General features: G+C 64.1%; 22 protein-coding genes and 1 tRNA gene. 8 read left to right on the forward strand and 15 right to left on the reverse strand.

The features are described 5' to 3' along the window. The first annotated feature begins 100 nt into the window (after nucleotides 1-100). A complete protein-coding gene (locus DCM79_RS12380) occupies nucleotides 101-298 on the forward strand; it encodes a hypothetical protein (protein ID WP_007603456.1) in 198 nt (65 codons plus the stop codon). A 72-nt stretch (nucleotides 299-370) separates the two neighbouring features. Next, nucleotides 371-841: a GcrA family cell cycle regulator gene (locus DCM79_RS12385; protein ID WP_257180080.1), complete on the forward strand. Its 471-nt coding sequence runs from the start codon at nucleotides 371-373 to the stop codon at nucleotides 839-841. Between the two features lie 272 nt (nucleotides 842-1,113). Here DCM79_RS12385 and DCM79_RS12390 read toward each other — a convergent pair whose 3' ends face one another. Beyond that, a complete protein-coding gene (locus DCM79_RS12390) occupies nucleotides 1,114-2,601 on the reverse strand; it encodes a porin (protein WP_257180081.1) in 1,488 nt (495 codons plus the stop codon). A gap of 407 nt (nucleotides 2,602-3,008) precedes the next feature. On the opposite strand from DCM79_RS12390, the gene DCM79_RS12395 reads away from it, so the two are divergent. Then, complete coding sequence (locus DCM79_RS12395; RefSeq protein ID WP_028136009.1) at nucleotides 3,009-3,515, forward strand: MarR family winged helix-turn-helix transcriptional regulator; 507 nt, start codon at nucleotides 3,009-3,011, stop codon at nucleotides 3,513-3,515. A gap of 11 nt (nucleotides 3,516-3,526) precedes the next feature. Here DCM79_RS12395 and DCM79_RS12400 read toward each other — a convergent pair whose 3' ends face one another. After that, nucleotides 3,527-4,642, reverse strand: a complete 1,116-nt coding sequence (locus DCM79_RS12400) for a S9 family peptidase (protein WP_257180082.1) — start codon at nucleotides 4,640-4,642, stop codon at nucleotides 3,527-3,529. 248 nt (nucleotides 4,643-4,890) lie between these two features. Beyond that, entirely contained in the window at nucleotides 4,891-5,862 is a 972-nt protein-coding gene (locus DCM79_RS12405) for an SDR family oxidoreductase (protein ID WP_257180083.1), read from the reverse strand. Between the two features lie 621 nt (nucleotides 5,863-6,483). Here DCM79_RS12405 and DCM79_RS12410 point away from each other — a divergent pair. Next, the gene (locus DCM79_RS12410; RefSeq protein ID WP_015685698.1) at nucleotides 6,484-6,723 is read left to right on the forward strand and encodes a hypothetical protein; all 240 of its coding nucleotides are present in this window, start codon (nucleotides 6,484-6,486) and stop codon (nucleotides 6,721-6,723) included. Between the two features lie 368 nt (nucleotides 6,724-7,091). After that, complete coding sequence (locus DCM79_RS12415; RefSeq protein WP_257180084.1) at nucleotides 7,092-8,345, forward strand: OpgC domain-containing protein; 1,254 nt, start codon at nucleotides 7,092-7,094, stop codon at nucleotides 8,343-8,345. Between the two features lie 106 nt (nucleotides 8,346-8,451). Here DCM79_RS12415 and DCM79_RS12420 read toward each other — a convergent pair whose 3' ends face one another. Further along, the gene (locus DCM79_RS12420) at nucleotides 8,452-8,622 is read right to left on the reverse strand and encodes a hypothetical protein (protein ID WP_257180085.1); all 171 of its coding nucleotides are present in this window, start codon (nucleotides 8,620-8,622) and stop codon (nucleotides 8,452-8,454) included. A gap of 119 nt (nucleotides 8,623-8,741) precedes the next feature. Here DCM79_RS12420 and DCM79_RS12425 point away from each other — a divergent pair, with 119 nt between their 5' ends. Continuing rightward, on the forward strand, nucleotides 8,742-11,003 hold the full coding sequence (locus tag DCM79_RS12425; RefSeq protein WP_257180086.1) for a DUF2235 domain-containing protein: 2,262 nt from the start codon (nucleotides 8,742-8,744) through the stop codon (nucleotides 11,001-11,003). A 273-nt stretch (nucleotides 11,004-11,276) separates the two neighbouring features. Here the strand turns inward: DCM79_RS12425 and DCM79_RS12430 are convergent. From DCM79_RS12430 to DCM79_RS12460, 7 genes are all read right to left on the reverse strand, one after another. Beyond that, nucleotides 11,277-11,354, reverse strand: a tRNA-Pro gene (locus tag DCM79_RS12430). A 110-nt stretch (nucleotides 11,355-11,464) separates the two neighbouring features. Next, a complete protein-coding gene (locus tag DCM79_RS12435; RefSeq protein WP_257180087.1) occupies nucleotides 11,465-12,046 on the reverse strand; it encodes a MerR family transcriptional regulator in 582 nt (193 codons plus the stop codon). A 23-nt stretch (nucleotides 12,047-12,069) separates the two neighbouring features. Further along, nucleotides 12,070-12,414: an integration host factor subunit alpha gene (locus DCM79_RS12440; protein WP_028136003.1), complete on the reverse strand. Its 345-nt coding sequence runs from the start codon at nucleotides 12,412-12,414 to the stop codon at nucleotides 12,070-12,072. Nucleotides 12,415-12,548: 134 nt separating this feature from the next. After that, a complete protein-coding gene (locus tag DCM79_RS12445) occupies nucleotides 12,549-13,529 on the reverse strand; it encodes a beta-ketoacyl-ACP synthase III (protein ID WP_028136002.1) in 981 nt (326 codons plus the stop codon). Then, nucleotides 13,526-14,587 (reverse strand): phosphate acyltransferase PlsX, encoded by a 1,062-nt coding sequence (plsX, locus tag DCM79_RS12450; RefSeq protein ID WP_257180088.1) that lies wholly within the window; start codon nucleotides 14,585-14,587, stop codon nucleotides 13,526-13,528. Before plsX ends, DCM79_RS12445 begins: the two co-directional genes overlap by 4 nt. 301 nt (nucleotides 14,588-14,888) lie before the next feature. Beyond that, a complete protein-coding gene (locus DCM79_RS12455) occupies nucleotides 14,889-15,455 on the reverse strand; it encodes a DUF177 domain-containing protein (RefSeq protein WP_257180089.1) in 567 nt (188 codons plus the stop codon). Beyond that, nucleotides 15,452-16,003 carry a ubiquinol-cytochrome C chaperone family protein gene (locus tag DCM79_RS12460; RefSeq protein WP_257180090.1) on the reverse strand — a complete coding sequence of 184 codons (552 nt, stop codon included), beginning with the start codon at nucleotides 16,001-16,003 and terminating at the stop codon, nucleotides 15,452-15,454. The genes DCM79_RS12455 and DCM79_RS12460 overlap by 4 nt, the downstream gene beginning before the upstream one ends. A 98-nt stretch (nucleotides 16,004-16,101) precedes the next feature. Here DCM79_RS12460 and DCM79_RS12465 point away from each other — a divergent pair, with 98 nt between their 5' ends. Together DCM79_RS12465 and DCM79_RS12470 are read left to right on the forward strand one after the other, a co-directional pair. Then, a complete protein-coding gene (locus tag DCM79_RS12465) occupies nucleotides 16,102-16,587 on the forward strand; it encodes an outer membrane protein assembly factor BamE (protein WP_028135998.1) in 486 nt (161 codons plus the stop codon). A 227-nt stretch (nucleotides 16,588-16,814) separates the two neighbouring features. Continuing rightward, nucleotides 16,815-17,813 (forward strand): tripartite tricarboxylate transporter substrate binding protein, encoded by a 999-nt coding sequence (locus tag DCM79_RS12470; RefSeq protein WP_028135997.1) that lies wholly within the window; start codon nucleotides 16,815-16,817, stop codon nucleotides 17,811-17,813. 199 nt (nucleotides 17,814-18,012) lie between these two features. On the opposite strand, the gene DCM79_RS12475 is transcribed toward DCM79_RS12470, so the two are convergent. The 4 genes from DCM79_RS12475 to ribH all read right to left on the reverse strand — a co-directional run bounded on the left by DCM79_RS12475 (nucleotide 18,013) and on the right by ribH (nucleotide 22,532). Next, nucleotides 18,013-20,133: a sodium-translocating pyrophosphatase gene (locus DCM79_RS12475; RefSeq protein ID WP_257180091.1), complete on the reverse strand. Its 2,121-nt coding sequence runs from the start codon at nucleotides 20,131-20,133 to the stop codon at nucleotides 18,013-18,015. A 235-nt stretch (nucleotides 20,134-20,368) separates the two neighbouring features. Next, on the reverse strand, nucleotides 20,369-21,367 hold the full coding sequence (gene thiL / locus DCM79_RS12480; RefSeq protein WP_257180092.1) for a thiamine-phosphate kinase: 999 nt from the start codon (nucleotides 21,365-21,367) through the stop codon (nucleotides 20,369-20,371). 174 nt (nucleotides 21,368-21,541) lie between these two features. After that, the gene (nusB, locus tag DCM79_RS12485; protein ID WP_257180093.1) at nucleotides 21,542-22,036 is read right to left on the reverse strand and encodes a transcription antitermination factor NusB; all 495 of its coding nucleotides are present in this window, start codon (nucleotides 22,034-22,036) and stop codon (nucleotides 21,542-21,544) included. A gap of 4 nt (nucleotides 22,037-22,040) precedes the next feature. Further along, entirely contained in the window at nucleotides 22,041-22,532 is a 492-nt protein-coding gene (ribH, locus tag DCM79_RS12490; protein ID WP_257180094.1) for a 6,7-dimethyl-8-ribityllumazine synthase, read from the reverse strand. Nucleotides 22,533-22,682 lie beyond the last annotated feature (150 nt).

Below are 22,682 nucleotides of genomic sequence, written 5' to 3' on the forward strand. Positions count from 1 at the left end.
GGGCGTCAAGCAAAGCCTGCATTTGACTTCCACCCCTGAACCTAAATAGAGTCTTAATCGTTACTTTTCTGTACCCGAGTAAGAGGCTAGCGTTCGGGCCATGGCCACCGAAAAAGCCGAGACTGACCGCATTCCCGTAACCCTGGCGCTCTCGACCATCACCTACCTGGAGAAGCTGGTGAGACAGGGCACCCACGGCACCAGCGTTCCCGGCGTCGCTCGTACCTTGATCGAGGAAGGCATCCGTCTCGCCATCAAGGACGGACTTCTGTCGATCCGCGACAATGGCAGGACCTGAGCGCGCTCGGAGCGTGAGGCGGACGGATCTCGCGGCGGCTGGCCGGCACCTGCAACCTGGGACCGTTCACAAATGCCTGTTCTCTCACCCACTTGGACCGACGAACGCATCGAGCTTCTGAAGCAGCACTTCGAGGCCGGCCTCTCCTGCCGCGAGATCGCCGCCGATATCGGCGTCAGCCGCAATGCCGTGATCGGCAAGCTGTCCCGCCTCAACCTGACGCGCGGCCGCACCAGCGATGAGCGCAAGGTTCAGGACAGAGGCGCGGCGCGCGCGAAGGCCGTGCCGCGGCTGCAATATCAGATGCTCGCCACCATCTATGGCGACACCGACGCTCCCGTCGCCACCGGGCCGATCGACGAGGCCAATCGCTGCTCGCTGCTGGAGCTGGCCGAGAACCGCTGCCGCTGGCCGATCTCGACGCCGGGCGCCGAGGATTTCTGCTTCTGCGGCAATTCCGCGCCTGACGGCCAGCCCTATTGCGCCGGCCACAGCCGCCTCGCCTACCGGCCGCCTGTGCGCGCCCGAGCGATACGCAGCTGACATTGCGCCCATCGCGACAACAAAAAACCTCCGGCGGGGCATCGCCGGAGGTTTCTGGAGGCTTAGCATCAAGCTAAGAGCCGCAACTTTCGTATTTGGCTGAGAGGTATATAGCTTAGTAACTCAAGTAAGTAAATAAGTTTGACGTCATTGAATCGCATGGCTCTCCTTCGCGTTCCGCAGCGGCCATTCGATTTTCCGAAACCATTGCCCATGAAGAAACCCCGGCGGTTTCCCGCCGGGGTCCTCCGATCGATTGGCGCGATCGATGATCAGAAGTTGCGCTGAGCGCGCAGCAGCATGCTCACCGAGTTCTGGTCCTTCAGCTCGTACACGGCCGCCGGCTTCGCAGCCGAGGCAATGCCCGGGCTGTTGATTGCGCCCGAGTACTTCTGGTCCAGACGCGACCAGCTCAGGTCGGCCGTGAACGCCAGGCCCTTGACCGGGGTCCACACGGTGTTGACACCGACCACCGCGAAGTTGAAGTCCGGATTGCAGGTCGAACCGGCCACGGCGATCCCCGCGAAGTTGGTGCAGATCAGGGCCTTGCCCGAATCGCCATACTTCAGCTGAGCATAGCCACCGTACACTCCGCTCGCCCAGTTCGGGCTCCAGTTGTGGGTGTAGCCACCGCGGAAGCCCCAGGTCTTGACGGTGTCGATGCCGGTAGCCGCTCCGAACACGCCGTCAGCAAGTCCGGCGAACCCGGTGCTCTGATAGGCGCCGCTGCTGCTGCCGCTGAACATGAAGAAGCTCTGCGGGAACAGGCTCTGGAAGTTGTACCGAGTCGCACCGTCGGTGTAGACGGCCTGCAGGTTGATAACGTCACCCGCACCGGTCGGGATGTTCTTGATCGACAAGGCACCCGCCACGGCCCAGCCCCACTTGTCGGAGGGATGACCGGTGGCTTCATTCGCGCCGTAATAGGCCGTATGGAGCTCATGCGCGGCGACCGACAGCTGAGCCAGACCCCAGGCCTGGTCGACGCGAACCTGACCGATGATGTCGGGCGAACGCGTGCCGCCCCAGGCATTGGCACCATAGACGCCGGTTACGAACTGCGCCGCCGTACCCGACGACACGTTCCAGAGGTTCGACTGACCATTGTTCGCCGAAGTCTCGTCCTGCAGCGCGAACGAAGCAGTGATGCCCTGGCCGAAGTCAGCCGTGTAGGCAACCTGGTTCACGCCGTTGACGTGGTTGGAGCCGCCCGGAATGGTATCGGGGCCGCCCGCCATATAGCTCTGCCAGGGAGCGTCGAAGATCGAGACGGTGCGGCCGAAGGTGAAACCGGCGAACTGGATGAACGCGTGGTAGAGCGCTAGCGAAGCCGCACTGGTCGAAACCGATGACGGGCTGCTGCCGGTGACGTTCGTGGTGTCGTAGCTGACGACCAGGTCGGCGTAGGTGCGAACAACGCCGTATTCGGTCGCAGTGCGGGTATCGACGTTGAAGTCCAGACGAGCGCGGCTGTAGTAGTAGTTGGTCAGACGGTTGTTCGACCCGCCGTTCGCGCTGCCCGAGCTGTTCGCGAAGCCATAGTCGCCGCCGCCGCCGAGGATCATGTCGGCGCGGATGTAACCACCCAGCTTGATGCAGGTGTCGGTGCCCGGCATGTAGTAGAATCCGGCGCCGTACAGCGAGCAGATGCGCACGTATTCGACCGCCTTGGCCTTCACGGGCAGATCAGCCGCCTGAGCTCCACCGACGGCGATCAGTCCCGCCGCAGTGCCGAGCAAAAGGCTCTTCACCATCTTCATTTAAAACCTCCAAGTTGCTCATTTTACGGAGACTGGACCGTGAGGCCCCCCAGATCCCCGTCTCTCCAAATCCGCCCGGCCACTTTGCGCTTTCGGACACACTCGCTTTCGACGCGAGGGACGTGAGCGAACCGCCTGCAACGGGACGATCGAGTACCCCCCACCGCCACGAGCAACATATCTGCGTCAAACAACTACTCAAAATACTTTATCTAGTAAGCTTTGTGGTTTCACTAACTGTGTGCCCCGCGAGCAACACACGCGGACCGGCCGATCAGCTGAGCTGATCATATTTGTAATTTTCGTGACGAAATTACCCTGCCCTGCACTTGCGTCAGGGCAGGCTTGCGTGGACTATGGCCTTCCACGAACACCGGCCTGAACAATCGGTTCACGGGAGTGACGCTGTGTCCGCGACGAGGAAAGAAGGAGCGCGCCTGCGCTCGACCGGCAATCTGGATATCATCAGGCGCTTCACCTGGGAGATCTCGTCGATCAACATGTATCTGGAGGAGTTGCGTCAGTTCTGGGCGAAGACGCTCGGCATCAGCGGCCCGCAATGGCTGATCCTGATGGCGATCTCCGACCTCGACAAGGACGACGGCATCCCGGTCAACGTCGTTTCCAAGCTCCTCCACGTCGATCCGTCCTTCGTCACCACCCAGTCCAAGCTGCTCGAGAAGAAGGGCCTGTTGCGCCGTCGTCCCTCACCGACCGATGCCCGCGTGGTGCGGTTGTCGCTGGCCGAGAAGACGCAGAAGCACATCGCAAGCCTCAACGAGCAATACAAGACCATCCGCGAATTCGTCTTCCAGGAGTTCGACGAGGACGAGCTGACGGAATTCACCGGCAAGCTCGCGACACTGAAGAATCGCCTCGAGAAGGCCTGCGTCCGGATCTCTCTCGACTTCTAGCCCTCGGCCGCTCAGATTCGCCGGGCGGCGGCGCCGAGCCGCGATTCGAGCCAATCGAAGATGTATTCGTTGGCGAGGCTCGGATTGTCCGCATGGGACTGCGCCGCGCCGGTCTCGGCCGCAGTGAACACCTTCAACGCCACGTTCGAGCTGCCGAGCCGGGAGCTCTGAACGATTTGACGCGCCCGGTCGGCCTTGAGCCAGCCGTCCTCGCCGAGCGTGATCAGCACCTGGCAGTCGGCGCTGGAGGCCATCAGCGGCGCATGCGGCACCGGCACGATGCTGACGTCGCTCAGCGCGAATCGGCTGGCAAAGAAAGCCCGCTCGTGCAGATCCCACAGGCCGCCGTCGCAGACCGCGGCGGCAAGCCGCGGCTCCTGCAGCACCGCGCGCGCCACGAAGGAAGAGCCCCAGCCATCGGCGATGATGCCGACGCGCGCGAAATCGATGTCGCTGCGCGCCTCCAGATAGTCCATGACGCAGGGGATCGCGCTCTCGAGATCGCGGCGCCGCAACAGCGCCTCGATGTAATCGTCGCGCTGCTCGCCGAACAGATCCAGCGCCAGCAGCGAGAATCCGCGCTCGCGCGCGTGCGGCACGAGCTTGAACAGGAATTCTTCCTTGCGGTGGCCGGGCTCGCCGATGCAGATCACGGTCGGCGCTCGCACACTGCCGGACGGCGCGGGGACGAAGTAGCCCTGCAGCGCATGTCCCTCGAGCCAGGGAATGGTCACGACCTCGCCCGCCGGGCTGCGCGCCGAAAGGTAGCGGCGCGCGCATTCCTGCATCGCGAGCACGGCGACCCAACGGCGCTCGTCGTCCGGCTCCAGCGGCATCGCCGCCGCGCCATAATAGTTCATGGCCCGCAGCCAGTTGCGCTGTGCGCTCGCCATGTGGCCTTCCGCGAAGGCGGCCTCGGCGCGGTGCCGGTTGGCTTGCGCCAGCTTCTTCCACTCCCGATGCCAGGAGCCGTCGTCGCCCCGCTTCAATTGCCGCGCGATCATCAGGCATTCGGCAATGGTGGCGCCGCCTTCCTGGGCCGCGGTCAGCAGCCGCGTGAACTCAGCGGAGATGTCCTCTCGCTCCGGGCAAAGGGTCCAGTCGTCGGAGAGGCATGCGGGCATCATCGGGAGCTACGCTCTATCATCGCGCTATCCCTGACTTACTAAACCATTTCAGTCCGCCGACCAAGCAGCCGCGCACCGAATGAGCGCCGCTGGAGATCACCATCGCTTGAACGAACGATCACGCCGCATGCTTGTCATTCCAATCCGGCATGAAGGCCGGACATTGGCAAGAGGTGGCACGCATCATCGCACGCGCACCTCTTGTCATGACGATTATCCTACCTACATTCGCGCGTCCGCCGAGGCTCTCAACCGAGCCGCCAGCCGACCTCCTGCGTGAAGCTTTCGTAGAAGGCGCGGTCATAGGCCTGCTCGGGCGTTGCGCGCACGCGCTCGTCGAGGCGCTTGGCATCCTCGCCGACGAGGATGCGCCAGCGCTCGGCCTTGACGCCGTCGAGGATGATCTTGGCGGCCTGTGCCGCCGTCGTCGGCGCATCCTCCAGGAAGCTGCGGGCGCGCTCGGCGAACACCGCCTGGACGTCCTCGTCCGACATCTTGTCGGCATCCGGCACGCCGGCCGCGACCAGGCGCTTGCGCGTCAGCGCGACCTCGTCGTCGCTGAGCCGCTCCGAGCCGTCGGCGCTCTGCACCTTGCGCGAGTTGGAGACGATCGAGGTGCCGATGTGGCCGGGCATCACCACCGAGCATTTGACGTGCGGCGCGTGCAGGCGCAGGTCGTTGATCAGCGCTTCGGTGAATCCCTTCACCGCGAACTTCGCCGAGCTGTAGGCGGTGTGCGCCTGGTTCATGCCGATCGAGGCCCAGAAGCCGTTGACGCTCGCGGTGTTGACGATGTGGGCCTCGTCCGCCGCCACCAGCATCGGCAGGAAGGTGCGCACCCCGAGATAGACGCCGCCCCAGCAGATGTTGAAGGTGCGCTCCCACTGCTCGCGCGTGTTGGTGAACAGGCTGCCGCCGCCGCCGATGCCGGCATTGTTGAACAGCAGGTGGATCCTGTCGGTCTTCTGCTGCTCGGCGAGCTCGTCACGAAAGCGCTTCAGGTGATCCTCGATCGCAACGTCGGCGACATGGGTCGTGACGCGCAGGCCCTGCGGCAGCTTCTCGCTCTCGCACAGCCGCTTGGTCTCGGCCATCGCGGCCTCGGAGACGTCGCACATCGCGACGTTGCAGCCTTCGGCGACGAGTTGCCGCGCGAGCTCGCGCCCCATGCCCGTGCCGCCGCCGGTGATGACCGCGATCCTTCCAGCAAAATCCTTCATGGGACTTTCGGCCCCTCCCTTGTCGGTATGTTTCTTCGGGATGTTTCTTCGTCACCGCGCCGCCCGCCGGCGCGCGCAAAATGTAGCAGCGCGGCATGCGCAAATGAAAGCGGATCGGCGATCATCAATTATTTCGGCGCGCGGACTATCGGCCGCCCGGGTGCTCGCGGCGCATCCTTCGAGACGCCCGCCGTTGGCGGGCCCTGAGGATGAGGCATCGGCAGTAGGCTCCCTCCCCCGCTTGCGGGGAGGGTTGGGGAGAGGGTGTCTCCGCACAGGGATTATTGAGAGTGATCAGGACGTCCCTGCGCGGCGAGACCGCCGCGCTCTGCGAGCGCGTCGGCCTCTCCCGCAAGCGGGAGAGGCGGAGCAAGCCGGCAGACCATCCCGCTTCATGCGCGCTTACCCTAGGGAAGCAGCAGCGGCGCGGCATTTTCGTTGACTTTTCCCGTATTTGTCCGGCTTCGGTTTATGGGCAGATTTTTTACAATCCGAATCGTCAAATGGACACTCGGACGCTGGGTCGAGTCGGCCAGGCCAGCGTGTTGTTTGCGTGTCACAGGCTCTGGCACTCCGCTTGCATCCTTGTCGTGGTCAGAAACAACCGATGAGGTGACAGGAATGTTCGTGACCGTCGTAGCCGTGCTCTGCCGGCTGAGCGCAGCCAGCTCAGGCAGTTGTGTCGAGGAAATCGTGACTGACAGCAACATGACGCCCGAGATTTCGATGATGCAGTGCGCTGTCGGCGCACAGGCCCCCCTGGCGAAATGGATGGGCGAGCATCCGATCTATCACGCCAATTGGCGCCTCGAGCGCTACAAATGCGTGCCGGGCCACTACGAGATCAAGGGCCACGCCTGACGGCCCCGCAAAACTACTGATCCGAACACGACGGATCGAGGAAACGCCCACCTCGCCTGGCCCGATGACACAGCGCGCGTTTTGCGCGGGACTAAGCCACCGTGCATAATGCCGGGGCTCCCGGCAGGCCGCTTGACCCAGGTCAATATCCTGCTGGCCTCAGCGCGCCAACATTGTTAGCTACATCAAACTGAACTCGCGGAAGGCCGCCAAGAATTTTGCTGACGAGTGCAGGTTGCCTTGGGCGAAGACACGTTTGATCCTTTGAAGCGAGGCTCTCAGCCTGCTCTCTAGCGTGAGCGTCTCGGCGGCTTCGCAGTGCCGGATCGTGGACATCGATCGTGAATCGTTACACGATGGAAAGCAGAATGAAGCCCGCGCTTGCGCTGCCACCACCGCAACGTGATTTGCGTCTCGACCTGTTTCGCGGCCTCGCCAACTGGGCGATGTTTCTCGGCCATGTCCCCGGCACGGTGCTGGCGTGGTGTTCGTTCCGAAATTATGGGTTCAGCGACGGGGCCGACCTGTTCGTGTTCATCTCCGGCTACACCTCAGCGCTCGTTTATACGCGAAAGATGGAGCGAGGTTTCGTGTTCGGAGCCAGCAGGCTGTTCAGGCGCGTCTGGCAAATCTACACGGCGCATATCCTGCTATTCGTAATCTACCTGGCTTTCGTCCATTTCCTGTCGGAGAGGTTCAACGCGCCTGATCTGATTGATCTGTTCAACGCCGGACCGGTCACCGGCGCGCCGAGCGAGATGATGACGCAGGGGCTCCTGCTGAGATACAAGCCTCTGAACTTGGACGTGCTGCCGCTCTACGTCGTCTTGATGGGCCTGTTTCCTCCGATCCTCTGGTTGATGTTGAGGTTTCCGGACGCCGTCATGATCGGGTCGGTGCTGTTGTATCTGGCTGCGCGGCAATTCTATTGGAGCCTGCCCTCCTATCCGTCGGGAAGCTGGTACTTCAATCCGCTGGCGTGGCAGCTTCTGTTTGTCACGGGCGCATGGCTCGCGTTGACGGGTGCGGGGCGCCTGCATTTCCTGCTGCGGTCCAGGATCGTGCTGGTTGTTGCTATCGCCTATTTGATTTTTGCGGCGCTCATGACGCTGGCTGCTCACCAGCCTCAGCTCCGGGCCTTGTTTGCGCCTGCCGTGTTCGAGCTTTTCAATCCCAACGACAAGACCAATCTGGCGCCCTACCGCTATCTTCATTTGATGGTGCTGATCATCCTTGGTGCCCGGTTCATACCGATCGATGCGCCCGGGCTACGAGCCGCCATCTGGCACCCCCTGGTAAAGTGCGGCCAGCACTCCCTCGAAGTGTTTTGTGTGGGCATCCTCCTGGCCTTCATCGGGTACTTCATCCTGCAGCTGGCAGGGAACGGCATCCTCGCTCAACTGCTCGTGGGAGCTGCAGGAATCGCGATCATGACGGCGGTTGCCTACTACAGGTCCTGGTCGAAGCGCGTGGAGAAATCTTCACATGAGAGTCCGGTCGATGGAAAGAAGGCGCCGGAAAGCACCGCTCCCCTCGAGTATCCTGTGCTACGCGGCGCCGGAGGGGCGGCGCAGGTCGCTCGCGGGACGGATACGCGGCAGCCGCCGTCAACAGGAGCTTGACAACCGCGTCGGTCGTCACGGTCGCGCTCGAGGCCCATCACATCAACCCGAATCTGCACCGCGTGCTCGCCGAGCAGATCCCCCGCACCGGCCAGCTCAAAGACGTCTAGGCCTTCAGCCGCGAGGTCCACGCGCTCGTGCGCACCTGTCTGAAAAGCCGCCGCAAGGAGATGCGCAGGATCGACTTCGACGTCGCGCCCTTCATCTGCGTCAGCGCGATCGAAGCGGTCGCGCACAACACGGTGCTGAGCAGGGCCGAGGTGATCTTGAGAGGCATTAGCCCCAGATCTTTGTCTAACATTCTAGATCTGAACAACGACAATCAAAAGTTGAAATTCTATCGGCACCTGTTACGCTCACCGTATTCATCGATCATTTTTGAGGGACGGCGCTCGCATGGCCAGCCCCAAGATCATTATCCTGTCTGATGGCACCGGTAATGCTGCCTCAAGCGTCTGGCGCACGAACGTCTGGCGGATGTTCCAGGCGCTCGACCTGCAAGGCAATAGCCAGGCCGCAAAATACGACGATGGCGTGGGTACCTCGTCCTTCGTGCCGCTCGCCGTGCTGGGCGGCGCATTCGGATACGGCCTCAAGCGCAACATCCTCGACGCCTACAAGTTCATCTGCCGCAACTACGATCACCAGAACCGCTCGAAGATCTACCTCTTCGGCTTCAGCCGCGGCGCGTTCACCGTGCGCGTCCTCGGCGCGCTCATCCTCCAGCAGGGCCTGGTTGTGGCGGATACCGAAGCAGAGCTGCATAACGGCGCGGTCAAGGCTTACAGGGCCTACCGGGCCAAGGGCTACCACTCGATCTTGCAGATCGAGGTGCTCTTCCGCGCCTTGCGCGACTACGTCCTGGTGCCGGTGTTCGACTTCCTGCGGGGCAACAAGCCCTACGCAAAGATTGTCCGCAAGGACATCGCATCCATAGAGTTCATCGGCGTGTGGGACACCGTTGCGGCCTACGGCCTGCCCATGGACGAGATGACGCGCGGCGTCAGCAACTGGATCTGGCCCCTTGAGCTTCCGAACCGGATCCTGAGCCAACGCGTCAGATGCGCAAGGCACGCGCTTGCGCTCGACGATGAGCGGACGACCTTCCATCCCGTGCTCTGGACCGAGGAAGGCGAATCCAAGCCAAGTGTCCCCACCACCATTGACGACGAGCGCCTGGTCCAGGTCTGGTTCGTTGGTATGCACGCCAACGTGGGCGGAGGTTATCCCGACGATGCCGTATCGTTCGTGCCGCTGTCCTGGCTTGTCGACGAGTCCATCAAGCGCGGTCTCGTTTTCAAGGAGGCCCCCTTCGCAGACCCCGACTCCATCAAACTGATCGATTCAGCGCAGGACAAGGACGGCCGCCTCTACGACTCGCGTTCCGGCCTCGGCTCCTATTACCGCTATGGCCCACGGAAGGTCTCAGACCTGTGCAATGACGCGTATGTCGGCGTCAGCGTCAAGTTGCCGAAGATCCACGAAAGTGTGTTCGATCGTATCGACAGCGGCTGCAATGCCTATGCTCCGATCGGCTTGCCGCCGGAATATCTGGTGGTTTCCCGCAACGGCAAGCTCACGCCGCTCGGACCGACGACATTCGAGACGCCAGCGGGCGCGACCGCCCGTTTTGCGGCACAGGAAAAGCTCTGGAATTTTGTCTGGATGCGTCGGCTGGCGTATTTCGCGACCCTAGCCGCCACGCTGCATCTTGCGGCGTTCTGGCTGTTCCACGACCGCATCAAGGAGCATGAGTTCGAGTCGCCCATCCGGATGGTCTCCGAACTCGTGCGGTTCATCGAGTCGTTCCTGCCTAAATCATTTCACTGGTGGACGGACTGGTACGCCGCCAACCCTGAATGGTTCGCCGGCGGCATCGCCGCAGTAGTCATCCTTATGGTTCTTGGCAGCAGCCTTAGCGCCAAAATCAAAGACCGGATGCGCCTGCTCTGGCGTGACCGGGCAGCGCCGGTGCCGCTCTCCGGCCTGATGCACGACGCCATTTACGCATTCAGGACCCACCCGGCCTATCAGTTTATCATCCGCACCGGGAAGCGGCACGTCCTGCCTTTTGTTTTGGTGGTGGTGATGGTCTGGGTCGGCGCGACGATCGCGAGCCATTTCCTGTTCAACGTCGCGGATTCGATGGGGGCATTCTGCAAGGGCACGGCGGAGGCAACGCTCGTCCCGGTCAATAAGGGCATAGAGCAGGATGGCGCGGACTTTGCGACCTCATCGATCTGTGCGCCGACAGGCCTGAAGGTCTTTTCCGGTCGCTCGTATGAGATCAGGATCACTGTCACCGAGCCCTGGACCGACGCAGAGCGGCCGACTACACCCTTTGGTTTCCGGACCTCCACCGTCGAACTTGCCAACCGTTGGAAGTTTCGCAGCGCCATTTTCCTCCGCCGCATCCTGTTCAGACCCTGGTACCGCATCATTGCTCGAGTGGGCGAGACCGGCGTGGACGAGTATTTCCTTGATCCCATCCCGCTTCCGAACACGACACCGCAGACGTACAAGGCAACGTTCAAGGCTGCGCGCAGCGGTGAGTTGTTTCTCTACGTCAACGATGCGGTGATCGGCCTGCCATGGTTCAGCGACACGTTTTACCCGAACAACGGAGGCAAGGCTAAGGTCACCGTTAAACTGCTGTGAGGCAATTCAGAAGCCATCGAAGGAGCCAACTGTCGATAACCCGCTTGGAATCTCGCGATGCAAACAGACGCAAAGAATGTAGTGCGACGATCATCCCCATTTATCCATGAATAATCTTCAGCTACCGCCAAGCAGGGCGCTGCAAAACCGTCTTCGGAATTTTTTGTTTACCGACCACCCAAGCAGCCACCGCCGCCGATCGTCGCACATGGGTCACCGCCGGAGCGAGCCCTACGTCCCGGTCCGATCACCCAACCGATGCTTCGAGAAAAATGGTCGGAGCGAGAGGATTTGAACCTCCGACCCCTAGTCTCCCAGACTAGTGCGCTAACCGGGCTGCGCCACGCTCCGAACGTCGTTCCATTAGCTAGGATCGGCGCGATGTGCAAGGCGAGGCCGCAGCATTTTGCCGGTCCGCCCCCACAGGCCCGGAACTGGCCGCAAGCGGTCCGAAGACCGCCCTACCCGTCCTTCAGCGCCTGATCCAGCATCTCGCGGCAGGCGACGAGGTCGGCGAGCGCGCGGCCGAGGCGCTCCCGATCCAGCGCGCTGGGGCCGGTGGGCGCGGCGGGGGCGCCGCCCTTGCGGAACGTGGTGAGGATCTCCTCGTCGTCGACCTCGGTGAAGCGGAAGTCGATGCCTTCCTCTTCGTCGCCCTGGTAATCGTCGTCGTCGGTGTCGGTGACGCCCTTGATCGGCGCCTCCTCGTCCTCGGGCTCCATCAGGCTGGCGCCGATGGCGTCCTCGATGGCGCCGAACGAGACCGCGGCGGCGCTGTCGGCGAGGCCCTGCACCGATTTGACGCCGTGCTCCTTCAGGATCCGCTGCACGCCGCGGATAGTGTAGCCCTCGCCGTAGAGCAGGCGGCGGATGCCCTTGAGCAGGTCGACGTCGTCGGGGCGGTAATAGCGGCGGCCGCCGCTGCGCTTCATCGGCTTGATCTGGGAGAACCGGGTCTCCCAGAACCGCAGCACGTGCTGCGGAATGTCGAGTTCCTGCGCTACTTCGCTGATGGTTCGGAACGCATCCGGCGCCTTGTCCAAATGCCAAATCCTTTGCGAAAGGGTTACGCCTCTTGCTGAGCCTTGCTGGTGGCGTCGCCATTGGCGCGGTGCTGGCCGTTGATCCGCTGCTTCAGGATCGCCGACGGCTTGAACACCATGACGCGGCGCGGCGAGATCGGCACCTCGGTACCGGTCTTCGGATTACGGCCGATGCGCTGCCCCTTCTTGCGCACCATGAACGAGCCGAACGAGGACAGCTTCACCGTCTCGCCCTTCTCCAGGCAGTCGGTGATCTCTTTCAGCACCAATTCCACGAAGGCGGACGATTCCGTGCGCGACAGGCCCACCTTCTGGTAGACGGCTTCGCACAGGTCGACTCGCGTTACGGTTTTACTTTGATCGGTCATCGCCCTGCCCCACCTCACGGCGAACAATTGTTGTCTGAAATTATGAGCTTACGATACGGCGGTCAACAGCGCTCATCAATGCAGGCGCATCGATAATCGCGGCTGATTCCGGCAAAATTTTATCGAGTGTGGCTCTACCAGCGCACCAGCGCGGAGCCCCAGGTGAAGCCGCCGCCCATGGCTTCCAGCAGCACCATGTCGCCCTTCTTGATGCGGCCGTCCTTGCGCGCCACCGAGAGCGCCAGCGGGATCGAGGCGGCCGAGGTGTTGCCGTGACGGTCCACGGTCAGCACCACCTTCTCCGGCGCAATATGGAGCTTGTGGGCGGAGGCGTCGATGATTCGCTTGTTGGCCTGATGCGGCACGAACCAGTCGATGCTGTCGGCATTGAGCCCGGTCGCCTGGAAGGCATCGACGATGACGTCGGTGATCATGCCGACCGCGTGCTTGAAGACCTCGCGGCCCTCCATGCGCAGGTGGCCGACGGTCTGGGTCGAGGACGGCCCGCCGTCGACGAACAGCTTGGCCTTGTGGCGGCCGTCGGAGCGCAGATGCGTGGTGACGACGCCGCGGTCGGTGGCGGCATTGCCCGGCTGCTCCTGCGCCTCCAGCACGACCGCGCCGGCACCGTCGCCGAACAGCACGCAGGTGCCGCGGTCGTTCCAGTCGAGGATGCGCGAGAAGGTCTCGGCGCCGATCACCAGCGCGCGCTTGAAGGCGCCGGTGCGCAGGAAATTGTCGGCGGTGGCGAGCGCGAACACGAAGCCCGAGCAGACCGCCTGGAGGTCGAAGGCCGCGCCGTGGTTGATGCCGAGCGCGTTCTGCACGGCGACGGCGGTGGCGGGAAAGGTGTTGTCCGGCGTCGAGGTCGCCAGCACGATGAGGTCGATCGACTGCGCATCCATGCCGGCGTCGCTGAGCGCGGCCTGCGCCGCCTTGATCGCCAGGTGCGAGGTGAACTCGCCCTCCGCCGCGATGTGCCGCTCGCGAATGCCGGTGCGCTGCACGATCCACTCGTCGGAGGTGTCGATGCGCGCCGCCAATTGGGCGTTGGTCACCACCTGCTCCGGCAGGTAGGAGCCGCAGCCGAGCACGACCGAACGAATTTGAGTCACGAAACAACCTCCTGCGCGGCCTGCACCGAATTGAGTGCACCACCCTCGCGGTTGAGCATCTGATTGATCTTGTTCAGGAGATCGTAGTGAGCCATCTCATAGCCAACATCGATCGCATAGGCAAAGCCTTCGGCGCTGGTTCCGCCGTGGCTTTTGACAACCAATCCGTTCAGACCCAGGAACACGCCGCCATTGGACTTGTTCGGGTCCATCTTGTCGCGCAGGGCCTGGAAGGCGCTGCGGGCAAAGAGATAGCCGAGCTTGGACATCCAGCTCCGCTTCATCTCGTCGCGGAGTAATTCGGCCATCTGCCTGGCGGTTCCCTCGGCGGCCTTGAGCGCGATGTTGCCGCTGAAACCTTCGGTGACGACGACGTCGGCCAGCCCCTTGCCGATGCCGTCGCCCTCGACGAAGCCGATATAGTCGAGCTCCGGCAGGTTCCTGGCCCGCAGGATCTCCCCGGCCTCGCGGATTTCCTCGTGCCCCTTGATCTCCTCGGTCCCGATATTGAGCAGCCCCACCGTGGGCCGCTTCTTGTCGAACAGCACGCTCGCCATCGCGGCGCCCATCAGGGCCAGCGCCACCAGATGGTGTGCGTCGCCGCCGATGGTGGCGCCGAGGTCGAGCACGGCGGACTCGCCACGCCTGGTCGGCCAGATCCCCGTAATCGCCGGGCGATCGATCCCCTTCAGCGTGCGCAAGTGGAACCGCGACATCGCCATCAGCGCGCCGGTGTTGCCGGCGGAGACCGCGACGTCCGCCTCGCCCTTCTTCACCGCGTCGATGGCAAGCCACATCGAGGAGGTCTTGCGGCCGCGCCGCAGCGCCTGGCTCGGCTTGTCCGAACCGCTGACGGCCACGTCGGTGTGGATGATCCTGGAGGCGGCCTTGAGCTGGGGATGCCGGTCGAGCTCGGGCTCGATCCTGGCGCGGTCCCCGACCAGCAGGAATTCGGTGTCGCGATGCCTGCCAAGCGAGATGGCCGCGCCCGGAATGACCACGGCGGCGCCGCCGTCGCCCCCCATGGCGTCAAGCGCAATGCGAACCTTGCTTGGCATAAAAGTCCTGGAAAACCTGGTCTGGTGCGGTCCTGAACGAGCGGGGCCGCGGAATGGGTTCGCCACGGACGTGGCGACCGGTGAGGCGCCACGCCGCGCCCCGACCGGGGCGCGACAATAGCGTTTTGTTACCCCGAAACAACCTCTTGCCCCCAGCCTTTTGCTTTCCGAGCGATCCGGTCAAGAACGCCCCGAACTGGCAAGAAATCCATTGAAATCAGTCGGATAAAGGATGCTTTGAAACCATCCAGGCAAAGGCCTCGCGTGCCTTCGCAAGGCGATCCCACGCGGAAGGACCCGGCTATCGGCCTTTCTTCTTGTCCTGAAGTGCCTTCAACGCGGCGAACGGATGGTCCTCCGGATCGGGGGCGGTGACATCAGGCTCGAACACGGCCCCTTCCTTGCGCGGATAGGGATCGATGGCGAGGAACAGGGCATCGGTGGCGACCCGGCCGAGATCGATGATGCCACCCATGATCGGCTCCGGCGGATCGGCGACCTCAGGCGTCGCGTCATCCTGGCCCTCCTCGATCAAGTCGGCGAGGCGCCGCGCCTCGGCCTCGGGGGCGAACATCAGGTCCACCTCCTCCTCGATCTCGCTCTCGATCGGGTCCAGCGTGACCACGCAGGTCTGCCCGACCCTGGCCCGGACGGTGCCGGTCACCTGAACCCGGCCGCCGCTCCTGGGCACCACGTCGAGGTCGGCGCTGGCGGACATGACCTCCCGCACACCGCCGACCTCGGCGATGGCCTGCCGCTCGCCGGCCGAGGCCTCGAGCTTGCGGTGCAGGCCGGTGTCGGGGATCTGGGCAACGATGACAGGTGCCCGCCAAGGATCGGGCTGGGATCCGGTCGCTGGTCGGCTCATGGCGTGACGTCCTCGGAAAGCGCTGGAGGAAACCTGAAGGAGGCCTGCAGCACCGCAGCCTCCTCGGCCCGGCCGAGAGCGGCCTCACTGGCGCGGGCATAGGCCGCGAGCCGCTCCGCCTGGTCCAAGCCGGTCCCGTTCAAGATATTCTTGCAGATCGCCTCCGCCAGGGCCTTATCCCCGGCCTCGATGGCCTGGTCATAGGCCTGGACGCGGCCGTAAAAGGCCTCGCCGAAAGCCCGCATCCGCTTCGGCACGGTCTGGTCGCCCACCCCCATCTCGCGCAGATTGTCGTCCATATCCTCGCAGAAGCGGTCGAACAGCGCCTGCGACAGCTCGCTGGCGCCTCGAGCCGTGCGCAGGCGTCGCAGCAACAGCCACAGATGCAGCAGCAATAGGTCGAAACGCCCGTTAACCGTATCGGGCACGGCCAAGTCGCGGTAAAATATGGGTTCTCGCGCCTGCGTCACGATCATGCCATAGATGGCTTCAATGGTGTCCGGCGGGGTTCGCCGGGGTTTCCTGAAGTGATTGAACGGCCAAAGCATTGTGGTTTCCGCAAGCGGGCGCGCGCGAGTTGCATTCAGACGCCCAGCCCGGTACTTCAGCGCCTCGCGCGACGCAAGGGGACGGAATCAGTTCCGCTATGACGACAACGAACCAGACCAGCCTGCGCGCGAACACGCGGCGCGGCCTCCATGCACGCTGGCGCGCCTTGCGCATGCTCGCCGCCGCCACCCTGGTCGGCGCTGCGCTGGCGGGCTGCACCGGCGAGCAATTCCAGAAGGGTTACATCCTGCCGCCCGGCGCGCTGGAGCAGATTCCGATCGGCGCGAGCCAGGACCAGGTGCTGATCGTGATGGGCACGCCCTCCACCGTCGCCACGCTCGACGGCGAAGTCTTCTACTACATCTCGCAGCGCTCGGAGCGCGTGGTCGCTTTCATGAACCAGAAGGTGGTCGACCAGCGCGTGATCGCGGTCTATTTCGATAAGAACCGGCGCGTGCGGCGGCTGGCGAATTACGGCCTGCAGGACGGCAAGATCTTCGACTTCATCAGCCGCACCACGCCGACGTCGGGTCAGGAGATGAGCTACCTCACGCCGCTGTTCAAGCTGCTCAGCTTCAACTGAGTCGCGAAAGCGTTTTCGAGCGACGTCGGGACCGGCTCGCCTCGAGACAACGCAGCAGAGCCTGCAAGACAAGTGTCTGGAGCGCCTTCCAATTCCGCCGCAAGGTAAATAGTGCTCGCCTGCGGCGTCGTGCCGCCCTCCATGCGGCGCTTGCGCTCGCGCGCGGCTTGCCGTCGCATCTGCGGTTTCCTAGGCTCTCTGCAAAGAAAGAAGCAGGGAGTAGATTCGTGCCTAAGACTTTTTCCCGACGTCGCGTGCTTACCGCTGCTGCCGGCCTTTCGGCCGCAGCGATCCTGCCGCGATCGAGCCTTGCGGACTGGAAGCCGACCGAAACCGTCCGTCTGGTCGTGCCGGCCGCAGCCGGCGGCTCGACCGACGTGATGGGCCGGCTTCTGGCCGCGCATCTGCAAAACGCGTGGGGCCAGTCGGCCGTCGTGGAAAACCGCTCCGGCGGCGGCGGCACTATCGGCACGGCCGAGGTGGTCCGCGCCAAGCCTGACGGCCACACCATCCTGGTCGGCAATCCCGGCCCGAACGCGATCGCCTACAGCATCTTCAAGAATCTCTCCTACAAGCCGGACCAGCTTCAGCCGGTCTCCAACATGATCCGGATTCCGAACATCGTGTCGGCGCATCCGAAGACCGGCATCAAGTCGATCCCCGAGTTGATCGCCTATCTCAAGGCCAATCCGGACAAGCTCAGCTACGCCTCCTCCGGCGTCGGTCAGAGCCCTCACCTCACCGGCGCCTGGTTTCTCCAGCTCACCGGACTGAAGATGACGCACATCCCGTTCCGCGGCGCCGGCCCCGCGCTCCAGGCCGCGCTTGCCGGCGACATCCAGATCCTGTTCGACAATCTCTATCCGAGCCTGCCGCAGGTGCAGAACGGCACGCTCAACGGCCTCTGCGTCACCACGACCGAACGCAGCGAGCTCGCGCCGAACCTACCGACCATGCGCGAGAGCGCGCCGGAGCTGGCGAACTTCGACGTGTCCTCCTGGTTCTGCGTCTTCCTGCCGAAGGGCGTCTCGCCGGAGGTGCTGAACGCGCTCAATCTCCAGATCAAGGCGATGCTCGAGCGCGACGACGTCAAGAAGCAGATCGCCGCCATGGGCGCGCGCGCCGACTACGGCACGCCGCAGCAATTCGCCGCCTTCGTGGACGCCGAGACCAAGAAGTTCGCCGGCATCATCCAGAAGGAAGGGCTGCAGATGGACGTGCAGTAGCTCTCGCGTCCCGGACGCGGTGCAGCGTGCAACGCTGCGCCGCCGAGCCGGGACCCAGAGCCTCGAGTGTGGACCCCGGATCTGCAGGCGCATCACTTCGTGATGCGCAGCGTCCGGGAAACGCAGTTGGAGCGAAGTTTCATCATCAAAAACCCCGCGGCTCGCGCCGCGGGGTTTTGTCTTGGAGAGCTGTCGCTGCTCAGTGCGCCAGGATCGCCAGCAGCAGCAAGGCCACGATGTTCGTGATCTTGATCATCGGGTTCACCGCAGGACCCGCCGTGTCCTTGTAGGGATCGCCGACGGTGTCGCCTGTTACCGCCGACTTGTGGGCATCCGAGCCCTTGCCGCCGAAATGACCGTCTTCGATGTACTTCTTGGCGTTGTCCCAGGCGCCGCCGCCCGAGGTCATGGAGATCGCGACGAACAGGCCCGTTACGATCACGCCGAGCAGCATGGCACCGACCGCGGAGAACGCCGCCGACTTGCCGACCGCGCCGCCGCCCGCGATGAAGTAGATCACGAAGTAGACGACGATCGGCGACAGCACCGGCAGCAGCGAGGGGATGATCATCTCCTTGATCGCCGCCTTCGTCAGCAGGTCGACCGCCTTGCCGTAGTCAGGCTTGTCGGTGCCCTGCATGATGCCCGGCTTCTCGCGGAACTGACGCCGCACCTCCTCGACGATCGCGCTGGCGGCGCGTCCCACCGCCGTCATGCCCATCGCGCCGAACAGATACGGCAACAGACCACCGAACAGCAGACCCACCACGACGTAGGGGTTGTTGAGCGAGAAGTCCGGGTTGACGCCGGCGAAGTAGGGATGCTGTGCGGAGCCGGCGACGAAGAACTTGAGATCCTCGTTGTAGGCCGCGAACAGCACGAGAGCACCGAGACCGGCTGAGCCGATCGCGTAGCCTTTGGTCACCGCCTTGGTGGTGTTGCCGACCGCATCGAGCGCGTCGGTCGACTTGCGCACCTCCTTGGGCAGTCCCGCCATCTCGGCAATGCCGCCGGCATTGTCGGTGACGGGGCCGAAGGCGTCGAGGGCGACGATCATGCCGGCCAGCGCCAGCATGGTGGCGGTCGCGATCGCGATGCCGAACAGCCCGGCGAGGCTGTAGGTCACCAGGATGCCGGCGATGATGACGATCGCGGGCAACGCAGTCGCTTCCATGGAGATGGCGAGGCCCTGGATCACGTTGGTGCCGTGGCCGGTCACCGAGGCCTGGGCGATCGACTTTACCGGACGGTAGTCGGTGCCCGTGTAGTACTCGGTGATCCAGATGATCAGCGCGGTGACGACGAGGCCGACCACGCCGCACTCGAACAACGCCATGCCGGTGTAGCTGACGCCCTCGAGCTTGCCGAAGCCGATCAGGTAGTAAATCACCAGCGCGATGCCGATCAGCGACAGCACGCCGGTTGCGATCAGGCCCTTGTAGAGCGCGCCCATGATCGACTGGCTCGGCCCGAGCTTGACGAAGAAGGTGCCGATGATCGAGGTGATGATGCAGATGCCGCCGATCGCGAGCGGCAGCGTCATCATGCTGGCGAGGATCGGTGTCTTGGCGAAGAAGATCGCCGCCAGCACCATGGTGGCGACCGCGGTCACCGCATAGGTCTCGAACAGGTCGGCGGCCATGCCGGCGCAGTCGCCGACATTGTCGCCGACGTTGTCGGCGATGGTCGCCGGATTGCGCGGATCGTCCTCGGGAATGCCGGCCTCGACCTTGCCGACGAGATCACCGCCGACATCCGCACCCTTGGTGAAGATGCCGCCGCCGAGACGGGCGAAGATCGAGATCAGCGAGGCGCCGAAGCCGAGCGCCACCAGGGCATCGACCACGACACGGCTGTCAGGCGCGAGCTTCAGCGAATGGACCAGGAAGGCAAAATAAAGCGTCACCCCCAGCAGTGCGAGACCCGCCACCAGAAGGCCGGTGATCGCGCCCGCCTTGAAGGCGAGCTCGAGGCCGCCGGCGAGCGACGTCGTCGCGGCCTGGGCGGTGCGCACATTGGCGCGGACCGAGACGTTCATGCCGATGAAGCCGGCCGCTCCCGACAGGATGGCGCCGATGGCAAAACCAATCGCGACATAGAGACCGAGGAAATAGGCAAGCAGCACGAAGATGACGATGCCGACGATACCGATCGTGGTGTACTGGCGCCGCAGATAGGCCTGTGCGCCCTCACGCACCGCCCCTGCGATCTCCTGCATGCGCGGCGACCCCGCATCCGCGCTTAACACCGAAGACGTCGCCCAAATCGCGTAGACGACGGAAAGCACTCCGCAGAGCACTATCAACCATAATGCTGTCATGTGATGTTTGCCTCAGATCCTTGATGTATCCCCGGCGCCTCTTGTTGTCCGTTGTGCGGTGCGGCGCCTTGATTTCGAACAAAGCCGCCCCTTGCCCAAAAGGGGCGGCCTTAGTCGGCCGCGAGCTTGCCAAAATCAAATTGAGGGTGCAACGCCGGATAGGGCCGAAAACGCCGATCTCGGCAGGTATTTAGAACCAAGTGCCGAGAACTAAGATGCCGGTTTGGAGCGATTCCTAGAAGTGGCTGTAGGACAGCCGCGTCAAAGCCAGCTCCTGGCCCTGCCCGTCCAGGAAGCGCGGCCTCTCCTTCCCCGCGACGACGGTGCCGATCGCCGTGACGGCAAGGCCGGCCGCCCGCCCCGCGGCCATCAGCGCGTCGACTTGCGCCGGCGGCACGGTGCACAGCACCTCGTAATCGTCGCCCCCTGCGAGCAGCGTCTCGATGCCAACGACATTGCGGGCGACCAAGCCTGCTGCCGCGGCCGAGAGCGGCACGCTTGCCACGTCGACCGAGCCCGAGACCTCGGACGCCGCGCAGAGCTTGGCCAGATCGCCGGCGAGCCCGTCGGAGACGTCCATCGCCGCGCTCGCATGATCGCGCACGGCCCGCGCCAGCACATTGCGCGGCTGCGGCACGCGATAACGCCAGACCAGGGCGTCCTTTGCGGCGGGACTGCTCGCGAGCGCCGTTGCGGCAGCGCCGCCATTGAGCACGTCGAGGCCGAGCGCCGCATCGCCGATCGTGCCCGTCACCAGGATGCAATCGCCCGGCCGCGCGCCGGTTCGGCCGACCATCCGCCCCTGCGGGACACGGCCGAAGGCCGTGATCGAGATCATCTGCGGGCCCGGCGTCGAGACCGTGTCGCCGCCGAGCAGCGGACAAGCGAACTCTCTTGCGTCTTGCCCCAGCGCCTCCGCAAACGGGCGCAGCCAGGCATCCTCCTTGCTGCGCAATGCCAGCGTCAGCACGAAGCCGGCCGGCACCGCGCCCTTGGCGGCGAGATCGGACAGGTTCACCCGCAGCGCCTTGCGCGCGATAGTGTCGGGCGGATCGCTGGCAAGATAGTGCACGCCCTCGACGACAGCGTCGGTGGTGACGACGATGTCGTCGCCGGACGCCGACAGCACCGCAGCGTCATCGACCAGCCCGAACGCACCGGGGTCGGTCGCCAGCGGCTTGAAATAGCGCGCGATCAGGGCGTCTTCGGCGGAGGCATTGTGTGGGTTTGCCATCGGCGACTACCTAGAAACAGGTGTCATCGCCCGGCTCGACCGGGCGATCCAGTATTCCAGAGACGATCGTGTCAAATCGATAGGCGGCGGCGTACTGGATCACCCGCCTTCGCGGGTGATGACGGTGGAGAATGGGGCTGGCGTATTGCTTCAATGCGACGCCCCTCAGCACGACTACCGCCCGAACTCGTCGCCGCGAAACTGGCGGCCGATCTGGTCGAGCACGGCGTTCACCATGCCGGTCTCCTCGCGGTCGACGAACGCATTGGCGACGTCGACATATTCGGAGACGACGACCCGGGCCGGCACGTCCTTGCGATGCTCCAATTCGTAGGCCCCCGCCCGCAGCACCGCGCGCAGGATCGCCTCGATCCGCTTCAAGGGCCAGCCCTTCGACAGCGCCTCGTCGATCAGCGGATCCAGCTTCTTCTGGTCGCGCACGACGCCCGAGACGACGTCGCGGAAGAAGGCAGCCTCCGCCGGCAGATACGTCTCGCCCTCGACCTCGTTGCCGAGCCAATGGCTCTCGAACTCGGCGAAGATGTCGTTGATGCCGGCGCCGGCGATATCCATCTGGTACAGCGCCTGCACGGCCGCGAGCCGCGCCGCGCCGCGCCGGTTCGCCTTCTTCTCGGCAGGGCCTGCCGGTTTCCTGGTGTTGTCGGCCATGGCTTTAGGCCTGCGCCAGGCGGCGTTTGATGCGCAGCATCGCCAGCGCCGCGCGCGCGGCATCGCCGCCCTTGTTGAGCTCGCTGGCGCGCGCCCGCGCCCAGGCCTGCGCCTCGGTGTTGACGGTGAGGATGCCGTTGCCGAGCGGCAGCTTGCGCGAAACCGCGAGGTCCATCAGCGCTCGCGAGGATTCCTGCGAGACGATCTCGAAGTGAATGGTGTCGCCACGGATCACGCAGCCGAGCGCGATCACGGCGTCATAGGGCTTGCCGCTCGCCGCCGCGGCATCCACCGCAATGGCCACCGCGGCCGGAATCTCCAGCGCACCAGGAACCGTGATGACGTCGTGGGTCAGGCCGGCCGCCTTCAGCTCGGCCACCGCGCCGTCCAGAAGCGCATCCTGGAGATCGTCATAGAACCGCGCCTCGACAATCAGCGCGCGGGCGCCGGAAATGTCGGTCTGGTCCTTCAGGGGTGCGCGGCGCGCGTCTGCCATCGTTAAGTCCCGTTCTAGAGGTTGGCGCGTTATGTAGTCGCCACAGGCTGGTAAGCCAAGTTCAAAGACACTGTCATTCCGGGGCGCGAAGCGAACCCGGAATCTCGAGATACTCAGGTGCGCAACTGCGCACCGTCGTTCGGCTCTTCG

It is taken from the genome of Bradyrhizobium sp. WBOS07 (assembly GCF_024585165.1).
Lineage (GTDB): Bacteria > Pseudomonadota > Alphaproteobacteria > Rhizobiales > Xanthobacteraceae > Bradyrhizobium > Bradyrhizobium japonicum_B.

Coding starts and splice junctions, on each gene's coding strand:
- DCM79_RS12390 (WP_257180081.1), bottom strand. CDS start 2,601: ATGAAGATGGTGAAGAGCCTTTTGCTCGGCACTGCGGCGGGACTGATC.
- DCM79_RS12400 (WP_257180082.1), bottom strand. CDS start 4,642: ATGATGCCCGCATGCCTCTCCGACGACTGGACCCTTTGCCCGGAGCGA.
- plsX (WP_257180088.1), bottom strand. CDS start 14,587: ATGCCAAGCAAGGTTCGCATTGCGCTTGACGCCATGGGGGGCGACGGC.
- DCM79_RS12440 (WP_028136003.1), bottom strand. CDS start 12,414: ATGACCGATCAAAGTAAAACCGTAACGCGAGTCGACCTGTGCGAAGCC.
- ribH (WP_257180094.1), bottom strand. CDS start 22,532: ATGGCAGACGCGCGCCGCGCACCCCTGAAGGACCAGACCGACATTTCC.
- DCM79_RS12415 (WP_257180084.1), top strand. CDS start 7,092: ATGAAGCCCGCGCTTGCGCTGCCACCACCGCAACGTGATTTGCGTCTC.
- DCM79_RS12465 (WP_028135998.1), top strand. CDS start 16,102: ATGACGACAACGAACCAGACCAGCCTGCGCGCGAACACGCGGCGCGGC.
- DCM79_RS12420 (WP_257180085.1), bottom strand. CDS start 8,622: ATGCCTCTCAAGATCACCTCGGCCCTGCTCAGCACCGTGTTGTGCGCG.
- DCM79_RS12380 (WP_007603456.1), top strand. CDS start 101: ATGGCCACCGAAAAAGCCGAGACTGACCGCATTCCCGTAACCCTGGCG.
- DCM79_RS12410 (WP_015685698.1), top strand. CDS start 6,484: ATGTTCGTGACCGTCGTAGCCGTGCTCTGCCGGCTGAGCGCAGCCAGC.
- DCM79_RS12425 (WP_257180086.1), top strand. CDS start 8,742: ATGGCCAGCCCCAAGATCATTATCCTGTCTGATGGCACCGGTAATGCT.
- DCM79_RS12460 (WP_257180090.1), bottom strand. CDS start 16,003: ATGCTTTGGCCGTTCAATCACTTCAGGAAACCCCGGCGAACCCCGCCG.
- nusB (WP_257180093.1), bottom strand. CDS start 22,036: ATGGCCGACAACACCAGGAAACCGGCAGGCCCTGCCGAGAAGAAGGCG.
- thiL (WP_257180092.1), bottom strand. CDS start 21,367: ATGGCAAACCCACACAATGCCTCCGCCGAAGACGCCCTGATCGCGCGC.
- DCM79_RS12385 (WP_257180080.1), top strand. CDS start 371: ATGCCTGTTCTCTCACCCACTTGGACCGACGAACGCATCGAGCTTCTG.
- DCM79_RS12455 (WP_257180089.1), bottom strand. CDS start 15,455: ATGAGCCGACCAGCGACCGGATCCCAGCCCGATCCTTGGCGGGCACCT.
- DCM79_RS12405 (WP_257180083.1), bottom strand. CDS start 5,862: ATGAAGGATTTTGCTGGAAGGATCGCGGTCATCACCGGCGGCGGCACG.
- DCM79_RS12475 (WP_257180091.1), bottom strand. CDS start 20,133: ATGACAGCATTATGGTTGATAGTGCTCTGCGGAGTGCTTTCCGTCGTC.